Genomic DNA, 16,935 nt, shown 5'->3' on the forward strand with positions numbered 1-16,935 from the left:
AAAGACGAATGTTCGCCTTTATCGGCTTTTTTTATGCTATAATTATTTGGATATTTTGTTTATAAAAGGGGGCGGACTAAAGAGTCCGACACTATTAATTATGAAGACACGTCGTGCAGATCGTTTGGTCGATATGACCCATTATTTACTCGAGCACCCACGCAAGCTCGTTTCATTGAATTTCTTTGCTGAACGTTACGAAACCGCTAAGTCATCAATTTCTGAAGATTTGGCCATTGTTCGTCGCGTTTTTAAAACACGTGGAACTGGTGATTTGAAGACTTATCCTGGCGCAGCTGGTGGTGTTTTTTACACACCATTGATGGGCGAAGAGGAAGCAACGGCTTTTGTTGATGAAGTGATTGCTGAAGTTTCAAATGAAGACCGTGTGTTACCAGGTGGCTATGTGTACCTGTCTGATTTGTTAGGACAACCAGACGTTTTGCGTCAAACGGGTCGACTACTCTCAACGGAATACGTTGGTGAAGAAATCGATGCTGTGATGACGGCTGCTACCAAGGGAATTCCTTTGGCACAGGCTGTCGCATCTGAATTAAACGTGCCTTTCGTTATCGTTCGTGACGATGCCAAGGTGACGGAAGGATCAATGATTTCTGTTAACTATTTGACGGGCTCATCAAAGCGTGTTGAAAAGATGGCTTTGTCAAAGCGTTCATTGCGCTCAGGTTCACGTGTGTTGATTGTTGATGACTTCATGAAGGCTGGTGGAACCATTCAAGGAATGCAGACACTAGTTCGTGAATTCGGCGGAACAGTTGTTGGAACGGCAGTCTTTGCTGAAGGTCGTTCAAACGTTCGTTTGATTGAAGACTTCACCTCACTTTTGCACGTTGAGACAACCCCTGATACCACTGGCCAAATTAAGGTTACAGCTGGAAACTATTTGTCACGTATTTATCAAAAGAAGGACTAATCATGAAGGGAACAAACGTTGTCATTTTAGCGGCCGGTAACGGTTCGCGAATGAAGTCAAACTTGCCAAAGGTTTTGCATCAAGTGGCAGGGAAGGCGATGGTTGACTGGGTTATTTCAGCCGTTTCACCATTGGCACCCGAAAAGATTTTAACCGTTACTGGTGTTGGTAACGAAAAGGTTCAAGCTCACATCGGTAACCGTTCTGACTTTGTTATTCAAGAAAAGCAGCTTGGAACTGGTCACGCAGTCTTGCAAACGAAGGCAGCATTGGGTGATGCCAAAGGGTCTACTTTGATTCTTTCAGGAGACACGCCACTCTTTACGACAAAGACGCTGGAAGCCCTGTTGGAAGAACACGACCGGACGAAGGCAGCAGTGACTGTTTTGACTGCCCATGCCGATGACCCAACGGGTTACGGCCGTATCGTTCGTGACGATGACGGTTTGGTTTTGAAGATTGTTGAAGAAAAGGACGCTTCAATCACGGAACGTCGCATCCAAGAAATCAACACGGGTGTTTACGTTTTCGATAACCAATTGCTCTTTGAAGCACTTGGTAAAGTCGGTAACGACAACGCCCAGGGTGAGTACTACTTGCCAGATACATTGGATATTCTCCGTGAGTCAGGCCATCAAATTGCTGCTTACGAAACGATGGACTTCTCAGAATCCCTCGGTGTTAACGACCGCGTGGCCTTAGCGAAGGCCAACGAAATTATGCGCGCTCGTATTAACGAAAAGCACATGCGAAACGGTGTTGAACTACTAGCACCCGCCCAAACCTACATTGAAGCTGATGTTCAAATTGGTCAGGATACGGTGATTGAAGGTAACGTGACGATTACTGGAAAGACGGTGATTGGTCGCGATAATGTGTTGACCAACGGTACTCGTATCGAAGATTCAACGATTGGGGACGGGAACGTGATTACTTCTTCCCACATGGAAGAAGCCACTGTTAAGAACAAGACCACCATTGGCCCTTACGCCCACCTTCGTCCTTTGGCTGTCATTGAAGACGAAGCCCACTTGGGTAACTTCGTTGAAGTCAAGAAGGCAACGGTTGGATTGCGTTCAAAGGTTGGTCACTTGTCATACGTTGGAAACGCCACCCTTGGCGAAGACGTCAACGTCGGTGCAGGTACCATCTTCGTTAACTATGACGGTGTTCATAAGTTTGATAGCAAAGTCGGCGACCGAGCCTTCATTGGTTCCAACACCAAAATCATTGCGCCAGTGACGATTGCAGACGAAGCGATTACAGCTGCTGGATCAACCATTACCGATGACATCGCGAAACATGAAATGGGAATCGCTCGTTCACGTCAAAGCAACAAGGCTGATTTCTGGAAGCGGATGCCACATAAGAAGTAAAACGAAAAGAACTGCGAGAGCGGTTCTTTTTTCTTTTTGTTTACAAATTTAACAAATATTACAGTTAGGTGTATACTGAATTTAAATTTTAATAGGAGAGATTGAGAAACATGGCAAGCCAAGATACTATCGACGGAATGAGTCGAAAAAGAGTAGAGATAAGTGATTTAGTGTATTTGTATAAGTATTATTCAGAGGTGAATAGTTTAAATCGCACCTACGCTAATATTAATTCACAAAAAAATGGGTTGTTAAATGAATAACGCCGTTTAGCAGCCCCAAAAGAAAATCGAAAAGTAACTAAGAAGCAAATTTTTATGTACATTGGTATTTGGATGGTTGCAAGTATATTTGCACCATTTTTACCATCAACTGTCGTAGCAATTGCTGTTATAGTTGGTATCGGTTGGGCGATTATTCATTATCGAAACAAAAGGAATGCACAATCTAATCAGGTTCGTCAGGAATCGCAAGCCATTAATGAACGTTTGATTCAATTGAATGATGCTAAAAACGATGCTGTTAACCGTATGAATCAACTACCAGTTGTATCGGATGTTGAACAGTTGTTGCCATCTGAATTCCGTAATGAGGGTGCGGTAGCTGATTTATTTAAGTCTATTTATGAGAATGAAGCCGATTCAATTAAAGAAGGAATCCGTGTTGTTCGTGATAATTGGCACCGTGCAAAGATGGAAGGGCTCTCTCAACAAATGCTTGATGAACAACGCCGTTCTACAGCACAAATTTTGGAGAATCAACGTGTGCAAAATGCAGTTCAGGCACGTCAATTATCTGCTTTGCAAGATATTCGAAACAATGTTCAAGGTATGGCAGATCGCGATCGTGAACGTTTCTCACGTTACTATTAATAGAAAGAACCGTGACAGCGGTTCTTTTTTTGTTGCTTTAAAAGAGATGTGATTACTTTGGCTTCGTAAAATAGAAAGTATACCAATTTACACAAACGACTTTTATATGCTAAAATGTAAGCGTAGTTTTGTTAGACAGATTATTTTATTTTTTTAAAAGGAGTGCTTATGGACTTTTCAGTATTATATATTGGCTCAGGACAGGCAACTTGGAACGGTGCGGTACCATTGGCCAAGTCCGGTGTTAAGGTCGGCGTGATTGAAGAATCGCAGTATGGTGGTGTTTGTTCCAACAAGGGCTGCAACGCCAAGATTATTTTAGACAAGCCACTGGTTTTGATTGATCAAATTAAAGCTTTACAAGGCCGTGGCTTGGATGGTGTACCCAAGGTAAACTGGGAAGACCTGATGGCCCATAAGCATGAATTAATTGTTCCGCAAGACCAACACGGGAAGGAACGTCTAGATAACGTCGGTATCACAACTATTAACGGTCATGCAGAATTCGTCGATGCACATACGGTAAAGGTGGGTGAAAAGACCTATACTGCCGATAAAATTGTGATTGCAACGGGAATGCGCCCACACCGTTTGACGATTCCTGGTGCTGAGAACTTTGCGGATTCAACGGATTTCTTGTCATTGCCACACATGCCAAAGCATGTAACGATTTTGGGTGGTGGTTTTGTCGCCATTGAATTCGCCACCATTGCCGCTGCAGTCGGTGCCAAAGTCGATGTGATTACCCGTGGCAACCGGATCTTAAAGCAATTCCCAGCCGAATACGTTGCTGAGGTTCAAGAGGATTTGAAGATGGCCGGCGTACGCTTTATCCCTGATATGAGCATTGAGCGTGCTGAAAAGGATGCGGATGGTTCGTTGACTTTGTACGGTCCTAAAGCCTTCCAGTTAAGCACTGATTACGTCTTGGATGCAACGGGTCGTGTACCAAACCACGATCAATTGAATTTGGAAGCAGTCGGAGTGGAAGCAACCAACCGTGGGATTGTTGTGAACGACAATTTGCAGACCAACGTGCCAAACATTTATGCCTCAGGGGATGCCATTGATAAGACCATTGCCAAGTTGACACCAACTGCTGCATTCGAATCACGCTATTTGGCAGCTAAGTTCATGGGAACAAACGATGGTCCAATCGTTTACCCTGCAATTTCAGAGATTGTCTTTACTTCGCCACGAATTGCCCAAGTGGGTGTTTCCTTGGATAAGGCCAAGGCTAATCCAGAACAGTATGAAGTAGTGGAAGCCTCATACGATGGGGACTGGTACCGCCAAATTAAGAATGAACAGGGTGCTCAGTTGGCCTTGATTTTCGATAAAGGGAACCAGAAACTCGTTGGAGCGGCTGAGATGGCCATGGATGCCGAAGAAACAATTAATACGATTGTTCCTTACGTGCAGATGGGACTGACGAAGGAACAGTTAAACGACTTCGTTTACGTCTTTCCTTCCATTGCTTATACCTTGCAGCGCCGCTTGCCATTAGTTTAAGTGAAATAAATCCACCGCTTTTTATCGGAGCGGTGGATTTTGACTTTTGTAGCGTCTTTGGCTATGCTATACTTTTTTTGTTAAGTAAAAGGAGATTCTGATGGAATTAGCAGGCGATGCCATTGTCGATTTGGTCGACAATCAGTCATATCAAGATAAAGTTGTTGAAAATCCAGCTGGACAAGCGGTTGATTTGGACGCACTCTTTGAAGCCTTCAAAGAGCTAGCCAAGAATGAAGAACCAGCCCGTGCGGCACTTGATATCGATGGCGGAATTGAACAGGGTGGTACTACTTTGTCGATGGAAGCTAACGTCATTAACTTGCCATTGCGCTATAAGAATCAAGAAAAGAAGTTAGTCTTTGTTGATCAGGCTTACGAATTAAACGTTTACCTGATTGTGGACAACGCCCACGTTAGCAAGTCTGCTTTGAAGATTGAAAAGTTATCTTCATTGTCAGCTTTCTTGGATGACCCAGATTCTGTTTTGGCCAAGGCGGCTAGCCGCTTTGCCGAACTGCTCGATACCATTCGCGAGAATCAGGAAAAAGCGGTGGAAGAAGAAAAGGAAGCAGCTGAAGAAGAGAAGGCTGCGGACAAGAAAGTTTCAACTAAGAAAAAATAATGCGTAGTAAAAAAGCCTCCCGGTTGAATAACCGGGAGGTTTTCTTATTCTTCATGAATTTTGGCGGATAAGTGGTAGGCAACGTTGTCCTTTTCCACAGTCGCTTTCAAAACGTTCGGTGACGAAACATGTGAAAGGGTGGTGAGTTCGCCAAGGTCGTAAGCGTCAATCACTTCTTGGACTAATTCTTTTTTGGAGGAAAAGTCCATGGCGGGAATGGCCAGGTCCTCGTATTCACGGGTATCGGCACGTCCCATCGACTTGAGTTCTTTTGTCTGAATTTTTGTAATGATTAGCATAGCTTGATTATAGGGGTTGGGGGAAGAATAATCTAGCTTGCCTTTTTGCCCTTTAGCTGGCATAATAAAAGTATGCGATGAGTCGAGCGCGTCTTTTAAGACGCCCACGCGGCCTGCTAGGATTAAATTCCAAGCCACGGATTTGGTGCAGGTGTAATGGTTGTTGTGGAACTTCCATTTCTCACCATGACTACTAGCGCAAGCTAGGGTGACGCTGACTTGTTTGGTTCGTGACTGAATCAAACCGCCCGTCGAAGCGAATTCGGCATGCCAAACTAAGAGCTAACTTCGGTTAGCTCTTTTTTACTGTCTAAAGCTACAGCTAAAAGACTTTCTGATATAATAAAGAAAGCTAAAACAAGTTATGGAAAGGGGCTTTCGGTGGAAGAATCACAGTATGTCAGCGTTGCTGCACTAACGAAATATTTATCCGCGAAGTTTGATCGAGACCCACACTTGGGTAAAGTTTACCTAACGGGAGAAATTTCGAACCTGGGTAACCGTCGTTCCCGCCATCTTTACTTTTCCATCAAGGACCCGGAGGCTAAAGCCGTGATTCGGGCCGCCATGTTCTCCTATGCTTCACGATTAAAGTTTGAGCCGGAAGAGGGGATGAAGGTCCAGGCCGTTGGTCGAGTACAAATCTATGAGCCATCTGGTTCCTACTCAATTATTTTGGAGCAGATGACGCCAGCCGGTGTTGGTGACCTTTTCTTAGCCCTACAGCAGTTGAAGGATAAGTTGGAAAAGGAAGGCCTTTTCTCAGCCCCTAAGCGACCAATTCCACCACTGCCTCGTAAGATTGCCGTGATTACCTCCCCAACTGGAGCGGTTGTCGAAGATGTGGCCAAGACGGTTGAGCGCCGCCTGCCACAGGCACAGGTAGTTTTGCTGCCAGCCGTTGTACAGGGGGATGGTGCGGTACCATCACTCTTGAAGCAGTTGGATAAGGTTGATGAACTCGGCTTTGACACGGCGATTATCGGTCGTGGTGGTGGTTCGATTGAAGACCTCTGGGCCTTTAACGACGAGGCTCTGGTTCGTAAAGTCGCAGCCTTGAAAACGCCAATCATCTCCTCTGTTGGACACGAAACGGACAACACACTAGTTGATTTGGTGGCTGACCAACGTGCGGCGACACCAACGGCTGCCGCCGAATTGGCAACACCAATTTCAAAGCAGAACCTGGTGGATCGAGTATTGGAATTGTCCTCTCGTTTGACTTTGGCTGGGCAGAAGTTGCTGGCTAAAAAAGAGCAGGACTTAAAGTACGTGATTGACCGGCCAATCATGAAGCAACCGGACCGCTTGTACGCAGCCTACCAGCAGGAAGTAGATTCCTTGGAGAAACGTTTGTACCAAGCTTTTTCACGGAAGACAGAACGGGCCAAGTACCAGGAAAAGGCTTTGGCTGAACGCTTGGCTGCCCAGCAGACCCAGATGCTACGTCCTTACCAGGAACGGGTAGCACTAGCGGCTGCTAAGTTGGATTTGGTTTCACCGTTGAAGATTTTGTCAGCGGGTTACACCATTGTGAAGGGACCTGAGGGTCAGGTAGTGAAATCAAAGAGTGATTTGAAGGCGGGCGAGAAGGTCGGACTGACTTTTGCAGACGGCCAGTTGGAAGCTGAGATTTTAGGAGAGAAACATGACTAACGAAGCATCATTTGAAGATAAGTTGAAGCAGTTGGACCAAATCGTGACGGCTTTGGAACAGGGTGACCGTCCATTGGAAACGGCCTTGGCTGATTTTAAGACAGGGGTTGTTTTGGCAAAGGACTTGCAAAAGACTTTGGCTGAGGCTGAGAAGACTTTGGCAAAGGTTATGCAGGACGACGGCTCCATGACTGATTTGGAATTGACAAACAATGACTAGTTTCAAGGATTTCATTCAAACTTATAAATCCCAGGTGGAAGACGCCTTGGTGACTGAGAGTCAGCAACATGGTTCGGAAGTGTCCGATTCTTACGAACAGGCTTTGCAGTACGCCTTGCTAACGAAGGGAAAGCGCTTGCGTCCGCTTTTGGTTTTGGCGGTGATTGATTCCTTTGGAAAGCCAATTGATGGGCAAGCGGTGAAGGCTGCTTCAGCCATCGAATGGGTGCATGCCTATTCGCTCGTTCACGACGATTTGCCAGAAATGGATAACGATGCTTACCGTCGTGGTAAGCTCTCGGTACACGCCTTGTACGGACCAGCCTTAGCCGTTTTAGTGGGGGATGCCTTGCAGGCCCAGGCCTACCAAATTCTGTCTGCTGTCGAAAGTATTTCAGCGGAGCAAAAGATGCGGATGGTCGCGACTTTGTCAGCCCGTTCAGGGGCCTTTGGCATGGTTTATGGTCAAGTGCTTGACATGGAGAACCACAACGTTGCCCACGACGCTGTGGCACAGGAAGCCGTATTGAACCAGGTTTACCAGAAGAAGACGGCGGACCTCTTGACGGCTGCGGCCTTGATTGGTGGCCATTACTTGGATTTGAACGAGGCGGCCATGACCTTGCTGGAAAAGTACGGTCAGAAACTGGGTCTTTTCTTCCAGATTCAAGATGACTTCGATGATTACGAGCAGGATGCCGAAGAGGGCGTGGTTTCCCTCGTTCATCTCTATGGTTTGGAAAAGTCGAAGCAGATGATTGCTGATTTGAGAGCAGAAGCTAAACAGGCTTTGTCTGATTTAGCAGAATTGGAACCAGCCTTTGATGCCGGTCTATTAACAAATTTGATTGATTTAATTGGAGCATAAGAATGGCAGTTGCAAAAGAACGTGTCGATATCTTACTTGTTCAGCAGGGGCTCTTTACCTCCCGTGAACAGGCCAAGCGAGCCGTGATGGCTGGCCAAATTCTCGGTGAGAACGAGGAGCGCTTGGATAAGGCTGGACAGAAAATTCCAGTGACAACGGAATTACATTTTAAGGGACAACCACTGCCCTTCGTGTCTCGTGGTGGCTACAAGTTGGTCAAAGCCATTGAGACTTTTGGAATGGACATGACGGACCAAATCGTCTTGGATATTGGTTCTTCAACCGGTGGTTTTACCGACGTTTCCTTGCAGAACGGGGCTAAGCACGTTTATGCTTTGGATGTTGGAACTAATCAGCTGGCTTGGAAGCTCCGGATTGACGAACGGGTGACGGTAATGGAAAATACCAACTTCCGTTACGCTAAGTTGGCTGACTTCATGGAGGGGCAGCCAACCCGTGCCACCATTGACGTTTCCTTCATTTCACTGGGATTGATTTTGCCAACTTTGAAGGATATCTTGGCTAAGGGCGGTGAAGTTGCTGCCTTGATTAAGCCTCAGTTTGAAGCCGGTCGTGAGCTAGTTGGAAAGCATGGGATTATCAAGGACCCTGCTGTTCATCGTTTGGTGCTCGAGAAGACTTTGCCAATGATGGTTGAATCCGGCTTTTCAGTGAAGGGCTTGACCTACTCACCAATTAAGGGTGGTCAGGGAAACATCGAGTTCTTGGCCTGGTTGGAACGTTCGGATGAACCAGTTATCGCTGATAACGTGAATATCGCTCAAGTGATTGCCGATGCCCACGGTCAGTTGGACCAAGAAGGTTAATTCAGTCGCCTCTTTGTAGGCGAGTACATATTTTGTTTGGAGGCAGGGGATGCTTGAACAACTTGTCATTGAAAATTTTGCCATCATCGATCAGGTCGAACTGTCTTTTGACGACCGCTTGACGGTTTTAACCGGGGAAACGGGGGCTGGTAAGTCAATTATTATCGATGCTCTGGCCATGTTAACTGGTGGCCGTGCCAGTACCGAAATGATTCGAAACGGTGCTGATAAGGCCGTTTTGCAGGCCCTTTTCACGTTAGATGCCAAGCCAGAATCTCGAAACGAGGAGTTGAAGGCGGCCTTCGAAGAAGCAGGGATTGATGTTTCCGATAACCAGGTTGCCATTTACCGTGAGTTTAACCAGAAGGGCCGCTCCGTATCCCGTATCAATGGGATGATTGTGCCCCTGAAAACACTTGCCTCCCTGGGCGCGCGCTTGGTTGAAATTCAAGGTCAGCACGATACCTCTTTGCTCTTAAACCCTGATTCTCACTTGGCTCTCCTAGATGACTTTGCTGATGCTTCTTTGAAGCAGGCCAAGATTGAGTACGATAAAGTCTTTACTCGCTATCGTGACTTGGCTCAACGCTTGAACCAGGTAAAGAACCAGGCCCATGATTTAAACCAGCGTTTAGACTTGCTGACATTCCAGGCCGAAGAGTTGAAGACGGCTAATTTGCAACCGGGTGAAGAGGACGAGTTACTCGAAGAACGGGCGAAGTTGGCCAACCACAAGAAGATTGCTGATTCTCTTGATCAAGCTCAGCAGGCTTTGAATCCTGGTTTGGAAGGCGGGGCCATTGATTTGCTAGCGGCTGCGAACGCTGCCTTGGAGACAGCCGCATCCTTTGATAAAGATTACGAGAATTTATCTCAGTCAATTTCAGAAGCCTACTACGCCGCCCAGGACGCCGGGCGGGACTTGGATGAGTCGGTGGCGAACTTGACTTTTGACGAAGAAGCCCTGGTGAAAATTGACGATCGATTGCAAGTTATCCACCAGTTGAAGCGCAAGTACGGCGATACGGTGGATGAGATTTTGGCCTTCCAGCAAAAAGTCGAAGCGGACCTATCCGCATTGGATGGTGGCTCACTCGATATCGACCAGCTAACGGCCGAAAAAGCAGCCTTGAAGGAAAAGATGGACGTTGCAGCCATCACCCTGCGCGAGCGCCGTCAGAAGGTGGCCAAGAAGCTGGAAGAAGCCGTTAATCAGGAACTGCACGACCTGCTAATGAAGGAAGCCTTCTTCGAAGTTCATTTCGAACCGGTTGAAGGATTCTTACCTAGTGGATCTGACCGCGTAACCTTTAACGTTCAGACCAACAAGGGGGAAGGCGTCAAGCCTTTGGAAAAGGCTGCTTCGGGTGGAGAAGCTTCGCGATTGATGTTGGCTTTAAAGACGATTTTCATTTCGCAACAGGGACTGTCAACGGTTGTCTTTGATGAAATCGATACCGGAGTTTCGGGACGAGTTGGTTCAGCCATCGCCTCTAAGATGCGAGCCATTTCGGTTCAAACCCAGGTACTGGCCATTACTCACCTACCACAGGTGGCCGCAGCAGCTGACCACCACTTCTTAATTGAAAAGTCGACGGTCGGTGACCGTACGGTGACCCATGTGACCGATTTGAAAGAGGCTGACCGTGACCGTGCAGTGGCCATGATGCTTTCCGGTGATGAAATTACCGATGTTGCTCTCGCCAATGCTAAGGATCTACGGGCTAAGGCCGGAAATAACAAGTAATGATCATAAATCAAAAACGACCCTTAGTGAATTCTAAGGGTCGTTTTTAGTTCACATCACTGTTATCGTAGATATGTGACACTTGTATATGTTTGTAATATTACGTATCATGTTAAAATGATTATTTAAATAAACCGATTTATTGAACACCAGGAAGTAGATGAGAAGGTATTCCCATGATGCTCAATCGATTACGCGAATTAATCGAAAAAATAATACGTTATAAAAAGAAAAGAATGCTGCAGTGCTTCTTTGCTTACACCATTGCGGTACTTTTATTTGTGACAATTTGTTACCAATCATCTCGTTTGCACGGAGCCTATGAGGGGACGAACAATTCGTCAGTCGTTTTTCATGGTGAAAGTCTTGTCAGCAATTTAGATGGTACTGACGCTTGGGATGACGGTACGTATACCATTCATAATCGGCAGCTATCCCTTACAATTGATGGGCAAACCTATTATGGACAGATGGATAAAGACCAAGAACACTTTTGGCTAGATATCGATAATGCGAAAGTTTGGTTTAAAAAATACTAATTAGTAAAAGTTCTGCTATTAGCGGGACTTTTTTTTGTTTTGTTATTTTTGTATTGATATCGTAAAACTTGTTATTGTTTTGATTATTTTGTATCATTATAAAGTTGTTTATTGAGAGAGTAGAGAGAAGGAAAATGATGGAAAACGAACAAAACGTACAAAATACGCCAGATGCTCCAAATAATTGGAAGAACTGGGCTAAGCAAAATAAGAAGTGGATTATTATCGCAATCGTTGTTTTGCTTGGAATCTTTGGTTACCACTACCATAACACGCACATTTCAGGTACTTATTCAGCAACGGATAAGTGGACAAACGTGACTTACAAAGCAACCTTTAAGGGCAGTGATGTTACTTTGAAGACAGATTCATCTGACTCATATGCCAGTGCGGTAACTAGTTTGTTCGGTGGTTCAAGCTCAAGTTCAGATACGAAAACAACGTCTGGATCATATAAGATTTCTGGTGATGACATCACCTTGAACCTTGGTAAGGATTCTTACACTGGTTCATTGAGCAGCGATAAGAAGAGCTTTACGGTAAAGATTGACGGCGACAAGGTTGACTTTACGAATAAGTAATAAGTGATTGAAGGCACTGACTGATTCAGTGCTTTTTTAATACAAAAAAGTCCTTTCCGTTAGGAAAGGACTTTTAATTTGGATAATTTTTAGCTATGTGTATAGAAGAGGAAGGCAACGAAGATGACAGCCAGGCTGTACATCAAGAAGTTGACTTCCTTACCGCGCTTTGCGGCAATCATCGTAACAGGGTAGGCGATGAAACCAAGAGCAATTCCATCAGAGATTGAGTATGTCAAAGGCATTCCAATCACAATCAAGAAGGCAGGTGCCGCAATGGCCATGTCTTCCCACTTAATCTTCTTCAAGTTACCGGCCATCATGATTCCAACCACAATCAAGGCAGGTGCCGTTACCTGTGAGGTAACAACCGTTAGCAATGGTGAGAAGAAGAGAGCCAAAATGAAGAGGCCAGCTGTAATAACTGAGGCGAAACCTGAACGACCACCAACAGCGATACCTGATGATGATTCAACGAAAGCAGATGTTGGGGATGTACCAAGGGTTGCACCAACAGTCATACCCACGGCGTCGGCCATCAAGGCCTTACCGGCACGTGGCATCTTACCGTTTTCATCAAGCAAACCAGCTTGTTCAGTCAAACCAATCAAAGTACCGGCTGTATCGAAGAAAACAACGATCAAGAAAGTCAAAGAAACAATCAACATTTCAAAGGTGTTGATGTCGCCCAAGTGCATCCAAGCTTGACCAAAGGTTGGCTTCAAAGATGGTGCAGCAGAGATAATAGAGGTTGGCATTGGAATTTGCTTAAAGATCAAACCAACAACGGCTGTTCCAACCATTCCGAAGAAGATGGCGGCTGGGACTTTCTTAACAATTAAAATCAAAGTCAACGCGATACCGAAGATGGCCAAAAGAGTGGTTCCCTTTGTTAGAGTACCCATTGCGACCATTGTTTCTGAGTTAGCAATAATTAATCCGGCGTTGTGCAAACCAATGAAGGCAATGAACAGGCCGATACCAGCGGCGATAGCCACACGTAAGTTGTATGGAATGGCATCGATGATTTTTTCACGAATGTGTGTCAGAGTTAGCGCCAAGAAGATCAAGGCAGCAACCAAGATACCCGCGATGGCCGTTTGCCAAGGAACTTTCATCCCAATGACAACCGAGTAGGCAAAGTAGGCGTTTACGCCAAGGCCAGGGCCAATCGCGATTGGATATTTTGCAACAATTCCCATGAAAAGGGTAGCCGTTGCAGCAGCTAAAGCGGAAGCGGTGAAGACCGCCCCCTTGTCCATGCCAGCAGCGGCAAGAACGTTTGGGTTCAAGAAAAGAATGTAAGACATCGCCACGAAGGTAGTGATACCCGCGATGCTCTCTTTCTTAAATGAAGTGCCCAGTTCTTTAAACTGGAAGTAAGATGCAATTTTAGACATGTATAACTCCTCAATAAGTAAAAAAGACTACCTGAATAGTTTACCAGTAATAAATGTGGATAGCTGAATAAAAATGAAAAAAACAGAAGTAAAAAACGAACGATTACATAAAAATCAAATAAATGTTTGCTTTTTATCTTTCTGATTTGTGCGATAGCCAGATATTTCTTTTGATAGGCGGACATTGACTTTTTGATTTCTTTTAAAAGGACTTTGGCAGCCTGTTTGAGATTGAGATATAATTGGGTATCGTAAACTTTTTTAGAGGGGGCAGAATAATGGATCAAACAACTTGGGAACGTCTTGTTAAATATACAGAATTGCAGGGAACCTCCGGACAGGAAGATGCTGTTCGAAAGGCTTTTCGAGAGGACATTAGCCCCTTAGTTGACCGAGTAGAAGAAAATGGTATGGGTGGTCTTTTTGGAGTGAAGGAGGGGGCTGTCGATGCGCCCCGTGTTATGTTTGCAGCCCATCTAGACGAAGTTGGCTTCATGGTTGCCGGTATCCTACCAACCGGTGCTCTTCAAGTAGTCGCCCTTGGTGGGTGGAATCCAATGACGGTACCAGCTCACCGCTTTACTTTGTTTACTAAGGAAGGTAAGTATCCTGTTGTTTCTTCATCCATTGCGCCCCACCTCTTGCGAGGTAAGGGTGGTGCTGCCCAAGCATTGACGATTGATGACATTCTTTTTGATGCCGGATTTGAATCGAAAGAACAGGCAGAAGCCATGGGCGTTCGTCCAGGGGACTTCATCGTTCCTGAAACAAAGACGGTCCGCATGGCTAACCCAAACCGTGGTTTGTCAAAGGCCTATGACAATCGTTTTGGTGTATCGGCCATTGTTTCAGCCTTGAATGATTTGCAAGGCGTTCAAACTCCTAACACTTTGATTATGGGAGCGAACACGCAAGAGGAAGTTGGCCTACGTGGTGCTTTGCCTGCCGTACAGCAAATGAAGCCTGATGTATTCTTTGCGGTTGATTCATCTGCAGCCAACGATGTTGATCAAACGGTTGGACGTCAGGGAATTATGGACCAAGGAACCTTGATTCGTGTCTTTGATCCAACTGTGGTTACTTCACCACGTTTGAAGGAATTTATTTTGCAGACGGCAGAAGATAATCATATTCCTTACCAGTACTTTGTTTCAAAGGGTGGGACGGATGCAGGTGGTGTTCAAAAGTACGGACAGGGATTGCCTGCCGTTGCTTTGGGTGTTGCTTCTCGCTATATCCATACACACGAAACGGTCTGGTCAATTCCTGACTTCGATGCAGCCCGTGAATTAATTGTTGCTTTAGCTAAGAACTTAGATCGTTCAGCTCTTGATGATATTGTGGGGAACTGATGTTTAAGAAATTACAGCGACTCGATTATTGGATAGCCGTGCCCTTTGCCGTGCTGTCCTTACTCGGAATCGTCATGGTCTTTTCGGCCACTCAGAATGCCTATTTGGCACCGGTGATGTCCTTTGCCAAGCAGGCTATTTTCGTTATTGTTGGTTGGGCAGCGGCCTTTATGACCTTTAAAATTAATCGTAATGCTTTGCGCTCGCCAGCCCTGTTAAACATCCTGCTTTTTGGAACAACTATTTTAATGGTAATCGCTCGTTTAGCGCCTGCTGTCAACGGTGCTCATGGTTGGATTAATTTAGGACAAGTGACTTTGCAACCAGTCGAGTTGGCGAAGATTATGTTGATTCTCTACTTTGCCCACTGGTTTACGGTGTATCCTTGGAAACCCGGAAAGGGGCTTGGCGGGTTTGTCCGAACCTGGGTACAGCCCGGTCGCCCCGCTAAGTTACTCTGGCCGATTGCTATCTTAGTTTTGACTTTGATCATGCCTGATTTGGGGAATTTGTTCATTACGGTTTCTGTTTTGATACTGATGGTTTTGGCTTCTGGTGTGAAACCAAAAGCAAACTTGATTTTGGTTGTTATCTTTTTCCTGATGTTGGCCTTTTTGCCTCAGATTATTTCGGCCCTAGACCTGAAGGAATCGTCATCTTATGCCGTTCGTCGTTTATCAAACTTCGTTGATCCTTGGTATAATATGGACCAGAGCCGACAGCTACTATACTCTTACTATGCGATTTCGCACGGTGGATTATTCGGGGTCGGTTTGGGGAATTCATTGATTAAACCTTACCTACCTGAATCAAATACCGATTTCATTATGGCGGTTGCCACAGAAGAGCTTGGGGCCGTTTTGGTTGTTGTTGTGCTTGGCTTAATGATGCTGTTGATTGGCCGTTTGGTCGTACTTGGTATTCGCCAAAAGTCCCAGTACAACCGACTCTTCCTATATGGACTAGCTGGTCTACTCACGATGCAGTCCTTTGTTAACTTGGGTGGTGTATTGGGCTTGCTCCCAATTACGGGGGTCGTCTTCCCATTTATTTCAGGTGGGGGATCATCCTTTGTCTTCTTTTCTGCTGCGGTGGGCTATGCCCTAAACATCGCGGCACAGAACGTTCAACCAACTCGGCCAAGTCCTCAAGATGATGCGGCACGAAGGGAATTAAAACACTAATGTTTGAAATGCAAAAACGACGAGCCATCTACGTTTATATGCGTGGACTCAAGCAAGTTGGCCAATTAAAAAAGTTTGGTGACATTGCCTATATTTCTAATAAGATGAATTATGTTGCTTTGTATGTAAATGATGACGATGTTGAAGAATTGACATCGAAATTAAAGAAGTACCGTTTTGTTAAGACAGTTAAGGAATCACCACGTCCTGATATTGATCCTGATTTAGGTGACTTGCATGACGATGTCTTCTTTGAGGCATATGATAAGGGCCAAGATGAGGAAAAGACTGTGCAAGAAACGGAAAAACCGGCTACTGTCTCAGAATCACCAAAGAATACTGAAAAAAGTCAGCCTGAGCAAATAAAGGTGGAGGAAAAGTAAATGCGAGTCATTGCTGGAAAGTTTGGTGGCTTGCATTTGGAAGCCGTTAAAGGTCGTGCAACGCGACCAACCACTGATAAGGTGAAAGAAGCAATCTTTTCAATGTTGATGCCATATTTGGATGGCGGACGTGTGCTGGATTTGTATGCTGGTACTGGTGGATTAGCGATTGAAGCGATTTCACGGGGAATGGATGAAGCGGTTCTAGTTGATAAGCAGCCGGCCGCTTTAGCAGTTATTCAAAAGAACATTGAGAAGACACACGCCGAAGATGCCTTCACCGTGTTGAAAGCGCCTGCTGCGTCAGCGTTGACACGGTTGGCTGGTCAGGGCTTGACTTTTGATATGGTCTTGCTGGATCCACCCTATGCTAAGGAAAAGTTAAAGCAAGATATTGATAAAATGATTTCTTCTGGGTTATTAGTTGATGGCGCCATTGTGATGATTGAATCGGACCAAGTGGCAGACCTACCAGAAGCGAATCAAGAACTTGCTTTGTTGAAGCAGAAGGACTACGGGATTACCCGGGTCTCAATCTACCGATACGAAGCCTAAGGAGT

At 45.4% G+C, this 16,935-nt stretch carries 18 protein-coding genes; 16 read left to right on the forward strand and 2 right to left on the reverse strand.

Annotation, left to right across the window (positions count from 1 at the left end; translation table 11 throughout):
- The first annotated feature begins 100 nt into the window (after positions 1–100).
- The 5 genes from purR (at position 101) to H7198_RS01075 (ending at position 5,319) form a co-directional block, all read left to right on the forward strand.
- Positions 101–934: a pur operon repressor gene (gene purR / locus H7198_RS01055; RefSeq protein ID WP_274457955.1), complete on the forward strand. Its 834-nt coding sequence runs from the start codon at positions 101–103 to the stop codon at positions 932–934.
- Positions 934–2,310, forward strand: coding sequence for a bifunctional UDP-N-acetylglucosamine diphosphorylase/glucosamine-1-phosphate N-acetyltransferase GlmU (glmU, locus tag H7198_RS01060; protein WP_441316736.1), 1,377 nt, complete (start codon positions 934–936; stop codon positions 2,308–2,310). The genes purR and glmU overlap by 1 nt, the downstream gene beginning before the upstream one ends.
- Positions 2,311–2,627: 317 nt before the next feature.
- Entirely contained in the window at positions 2,628–3,182 is a 555-nt protein-coding gene (locus tag H7198_RS01065; RefSeq protein ID WP_274457957.1) for a hypothetical protein, read from the forward strand.
- A gap of 168 nt (positions 3,183–3,350) precedes the next feature.
- On the forward strand, positions 3,351–4,694 hold the full coding sequence (locus H7198_RS01070; RefSeq protein ID WP_274457958.1) for a dihydrolipoyl dehydrogenase family protein: 1,344 nt from the start codon (positions 3,351–3,353) through the stop codon (positions 4,692–4,694).
- Between the two features lie 100 nt (positions 4,695–4,794).
- Positions 4,795–5,319, forward strand: coding sequence for a hypothetical protein (locus H7198_RS01075; protein WP_274457960.1), 525 nt, complete (start codon positions 4,795–4,797; stop codon positions 5,317–5,319).
- 44 nt (positions 5,320–5,363) lie between these two features.
- Here H7198_RS01075 and H7198_RS01080 read toward each other — a convergent pair whose 3' ends face one another.
- Positions 5,364–5,618: a hypothetical protein gene (locus H7198_RS01080; RefSeq protein ID WP_274457961.1), complete on the reverse strand. Its 255-nt coding sequence runs from the start codon at positions 5,616–5,618 to the stop codon at positions 5,364–5,366.
- 381 nt (positions 5,619–5,999) lie between these two features.
- On the opposite strand from H7198_RS01080, the gene xseA reads away from it, so the two are divergent.
- From xseA to H7198_RS01115, 7 genes are all read left to right on the forward strand, one after another.
- Positions 6,000–7,274 carry an exodeoxyribonuclease VII large subunit gene (gene xseA / locus H7198_RS01085; RefSeq protein ID WP_274457962.1) on the forward strand — a complete coding sequence of 425 codons (1,275 nt, stop codon included), beginning with the start codon at positions 6,000–6,002 and terminating at the stop codon, positions 7,272–7,274.
- Positions 7,267–7,494 carry an exodeoxyribonuclease VII small subunit gene (locus H7198_RS01090; RefSeq protein WP_274457963.1) on the forward strand — a complete coding sequence of 76 codons (228 nt, stop codon included), beginning with the start codon at positions 7,267–7,269 and terminating at the stop codon, positions 7,492–7,494. Before xseA ends, H7198_RS01090 begins: the two co-directional genes overlap by 8 nt.
- Positions 7,487–8,362, forward strand: a complete 876-nt coding sequence (locus H7198_RS01095; RefSeq protein ID WP_274457964.1) for a polyprenyl synthetase family protein — start codon at positions 7,487–7,489, stop codon at positions 8,360–8,362. The genes H7198_RS01090 and H7198_RS01095 overlap by 8 nt, the downstream gene beginning before the upstream one ends.
- 2 nt (positions 8,363–8,364) lie before the next feature.
- Positions 8,365–9,189: a TlyA family RNA methyltransferase gene (locus tag H7198_RS01100; RefSeq protein WP_274457965.1), complete on the forward strand. Its 825-nt coding sequence runs from the start codon at positions 8,365–8,367 to the stop codon at positions 9,187–9,189.
- 49 nt (positions 9,190–9,238) lie between these two features.
- On the forward strand, positions 9,239–10,936 hold the full coding sequence (gene recN / locus H7198_RS01105; protein ID WP_274457966.1) for a DNA repair protein RecN: 1,698 nt from the start codon (positions 9,239–9,241) through the stop codon (positions 10,934–10,936).
- Between the two features lie 236 nt (positions 10,937–11,172).
- A complete protein-coding gene (locus H7198_RS01110; RefSeq protein WP_274457967.1) occupies positions 11,173–11,475 on the forward strand; it encodes a hypothetical protein in 303 nt (100 codons plus the stop codon).
- Positions 11,476–11,612: 137 nt separating this feature from the next.
- The gene (locus H7198_RS01115) at positions 11,613–12,056 is read left to right on the forward strand and encodes a hypothetical protein (protein ID WP_274457968.1); all 444 of its coding nucleotides are present in this window, start codon (positions 11,613–11,615) and stop codon (positions 12,054–12,056) included.
- Positions 12,057–12,145: 89 nt separating this feature from the next.
- On the opposite strand, the gene H7198_RS01120 is transcribed toward H7198_RS01115, so the two are convergent.
- Entirely contained in the window at positions 12,146–13,456 is a 1,311-nt protein-coding gene (locus H7198_RS01120; protein ID WP_274457969.1) for an NCS2 family permease, read from the reverse strand.
- Between the two features lie 278 nt (positions 13,457–13,734).
- On the opposite strand from H7198_RS01120, the gene pepA reads away from it, so the two are divergent.
- From pepA to rsmD, 4 genes are read left to right on the forward strand one after another with little or no spacing between them, the layout of a single operon-like run.
- A complete protein-coding gene (pepA, locus tag H7198_RS01125; protein ID WP_274457970.1) occupies positions 13,735–14,808 on the forward strand; it encodes a glutamyl aminopeptidase in 1,074 nt (357 codons plus the stop codon).
- Positions 14,808–15,992, forward strand: a complete 1,185-nt coding sequence (locus H7198_RS01130; RefSeq protein WP_274457971.1) for an FtsW/RodA/SpoVE family cell cycle protein — start codon at positions 14,808–14,810, stop codon at positions 15,990–15,992. Before pepA ends, H7198_RS01130 begins: the two co-directional genes overlap by 1 nt.
- The gene (locus H7198_RS01135) at positions 15,992–16,375 is read left to right on the forward strand and encodes a YlbG family protein (protein ID WP_345945862.1); all 384 of its coding nucleotides are present in this window, start codon (positions 15,992–15,994) and stop codon (positions 16,373–16,375) included. The genes H7198_RS01130 and H7198_RS01135 overlap by 1 nt, the downstream gene beginning before the upstream one ends.
- On the forward strand, positions 16,376–16,930 hold the full coding sequence (gene rsmD / locus H7198_RS01140) for a 16S rRNA (guanine(966)-N(2))-methyltransferase RsmD (protein WP_274457972.1): 555 nt from the start codon (positions 16,376–16,378) through the stop codon (positions 16,928–16,930).
- The last annotated feature ends 5 nt before the right edge of the window (positions 16,931–16,935 follow it).

It is taken from the genome of Fructobacillus sp. CRL 2054 (assembly GCF_028764065.1).
Taxonomy (GTDB): domain Bacteria; phylum Bacillota; class Bacilli; order Lactobacillales; family Lactobacillaceae; genus Fructobacillus.

What these genes read in the sequence shown, in the direction of transcription:
- purR (WP_274457955.1), top strand. Translation starts at nt 101, where the DNA reads ATGAAGACACGTCGTGCAGATCGTTTGGTCGATATGACCCATTATTTA.
- H7198_RS01065 (WP_274457957.1), top strand. Translation starts at nt 2,628, where the DNA reads ATGTACATTGGTATTTGGATGGTTGCAAGTATATTTGCACCATTTTTA.
- H7198_RS01070 (WP_274457958.1), top strand. Translation starts at nt 3,351, where the DNA reads ATGGACTTTTCAGTATTATATATTGGCTCAGGACAGGCAACTTGGAAC.
- H7198_RS01075 (WP_274457960.1), top strand. Translation starts at nt 4,795, where the DNA reads ATGGAATTAGCAGGCGATGCCATTGTCGATTTGGTCGACAATCAGTCA.
- H7198_RS01080 (WP_274457961.1), bottom strand. Translation starts at nt 5,618, where the DNA reads ATGCTAATCATTACAAAAATTCAGACAAAAGAACTCAAGTCGATGGGA.
- H7198_RS01090 (WP_274457963.1), top strand. Translation starts at nt 7,267, where the DNA reads ATGACTAACGAAGCATCATTTGAAGATAAGTTGAAGCAGTTGGACCAA.
- H7198_RS01095 (WP_274457964.1), top strand. Translation starts at nt 7,487, where the DNA reads ATGACTAGTTTCAAGGATTTCATTCAAACTTATAAATCCCAGGTGGAA.
- H7198_RS01100 (WP_274457965.1), top strand. Translation starts at nt 8,365, where the DNA reads ATGGCAGTTGCAAAAGAACGTGTCGATATCTTACTTGTTCAGCAGGGG.
- recN (WP_274457966.1), top strand. Translation starts at nt 9,239, where the DNA reads ATGCTTGAACAACTTGTCATTGAAAATTTTGCCATCATCGATCAGGTC.
- H7198_RS01110 (WP_274457967.1), top strand. Translation starts at nt 11,173, where the DNA reads ATGCTGCAGTGCTTCTTTGCTTACACCATTGCGGTACTTTTATTTGTG.
- H7198_RS01115 (WP_274457968.1), top strand. Translation starts at nt 11,613, where the DNA reads ATGGAAAACGAACAAAACGTACAAAATACGCCAGATGCTCCAAATAAT.
- H7198_RS01120 (WP_274457969.1), bottom strand. Translation starts at nt 13,456, where the DNA reads ATGTCTAAAATTGCATCTTACTTCCAGTTTAAAGAACTGGGCACTTCA.
- pepA (WP_274457970.1), top strand. Translation starts at nt 13,735, where the DNA reads ATGGATCAAACAACTTGGGAACGTCTTGTTAAATATACAGAATTGCAG.
- H7198_RS01130 (WP_274457971.1), top strand. Translation starts at nt 14,808, where the DNA reads ATGTTTAAGAAATTACAGCGACTCGATTATTGGATAGCCGTGCCCTTT.
- H7198_RS01135 (WP_345945862.1), top strand. Translation starts at nt 15,992, where the DNA reads ATGTTTGAAATGCAAAAACGACGAGCCATCTACGTTTATATGCGTGGA.
- rsmD (WP_274457972.1), top strand. Translation starts at nt 16,376, where the DNA reads ATGCGAGTCATTGCTGGAAAGTTTGGTGGCTTGCATTTGGAAGCCGTT.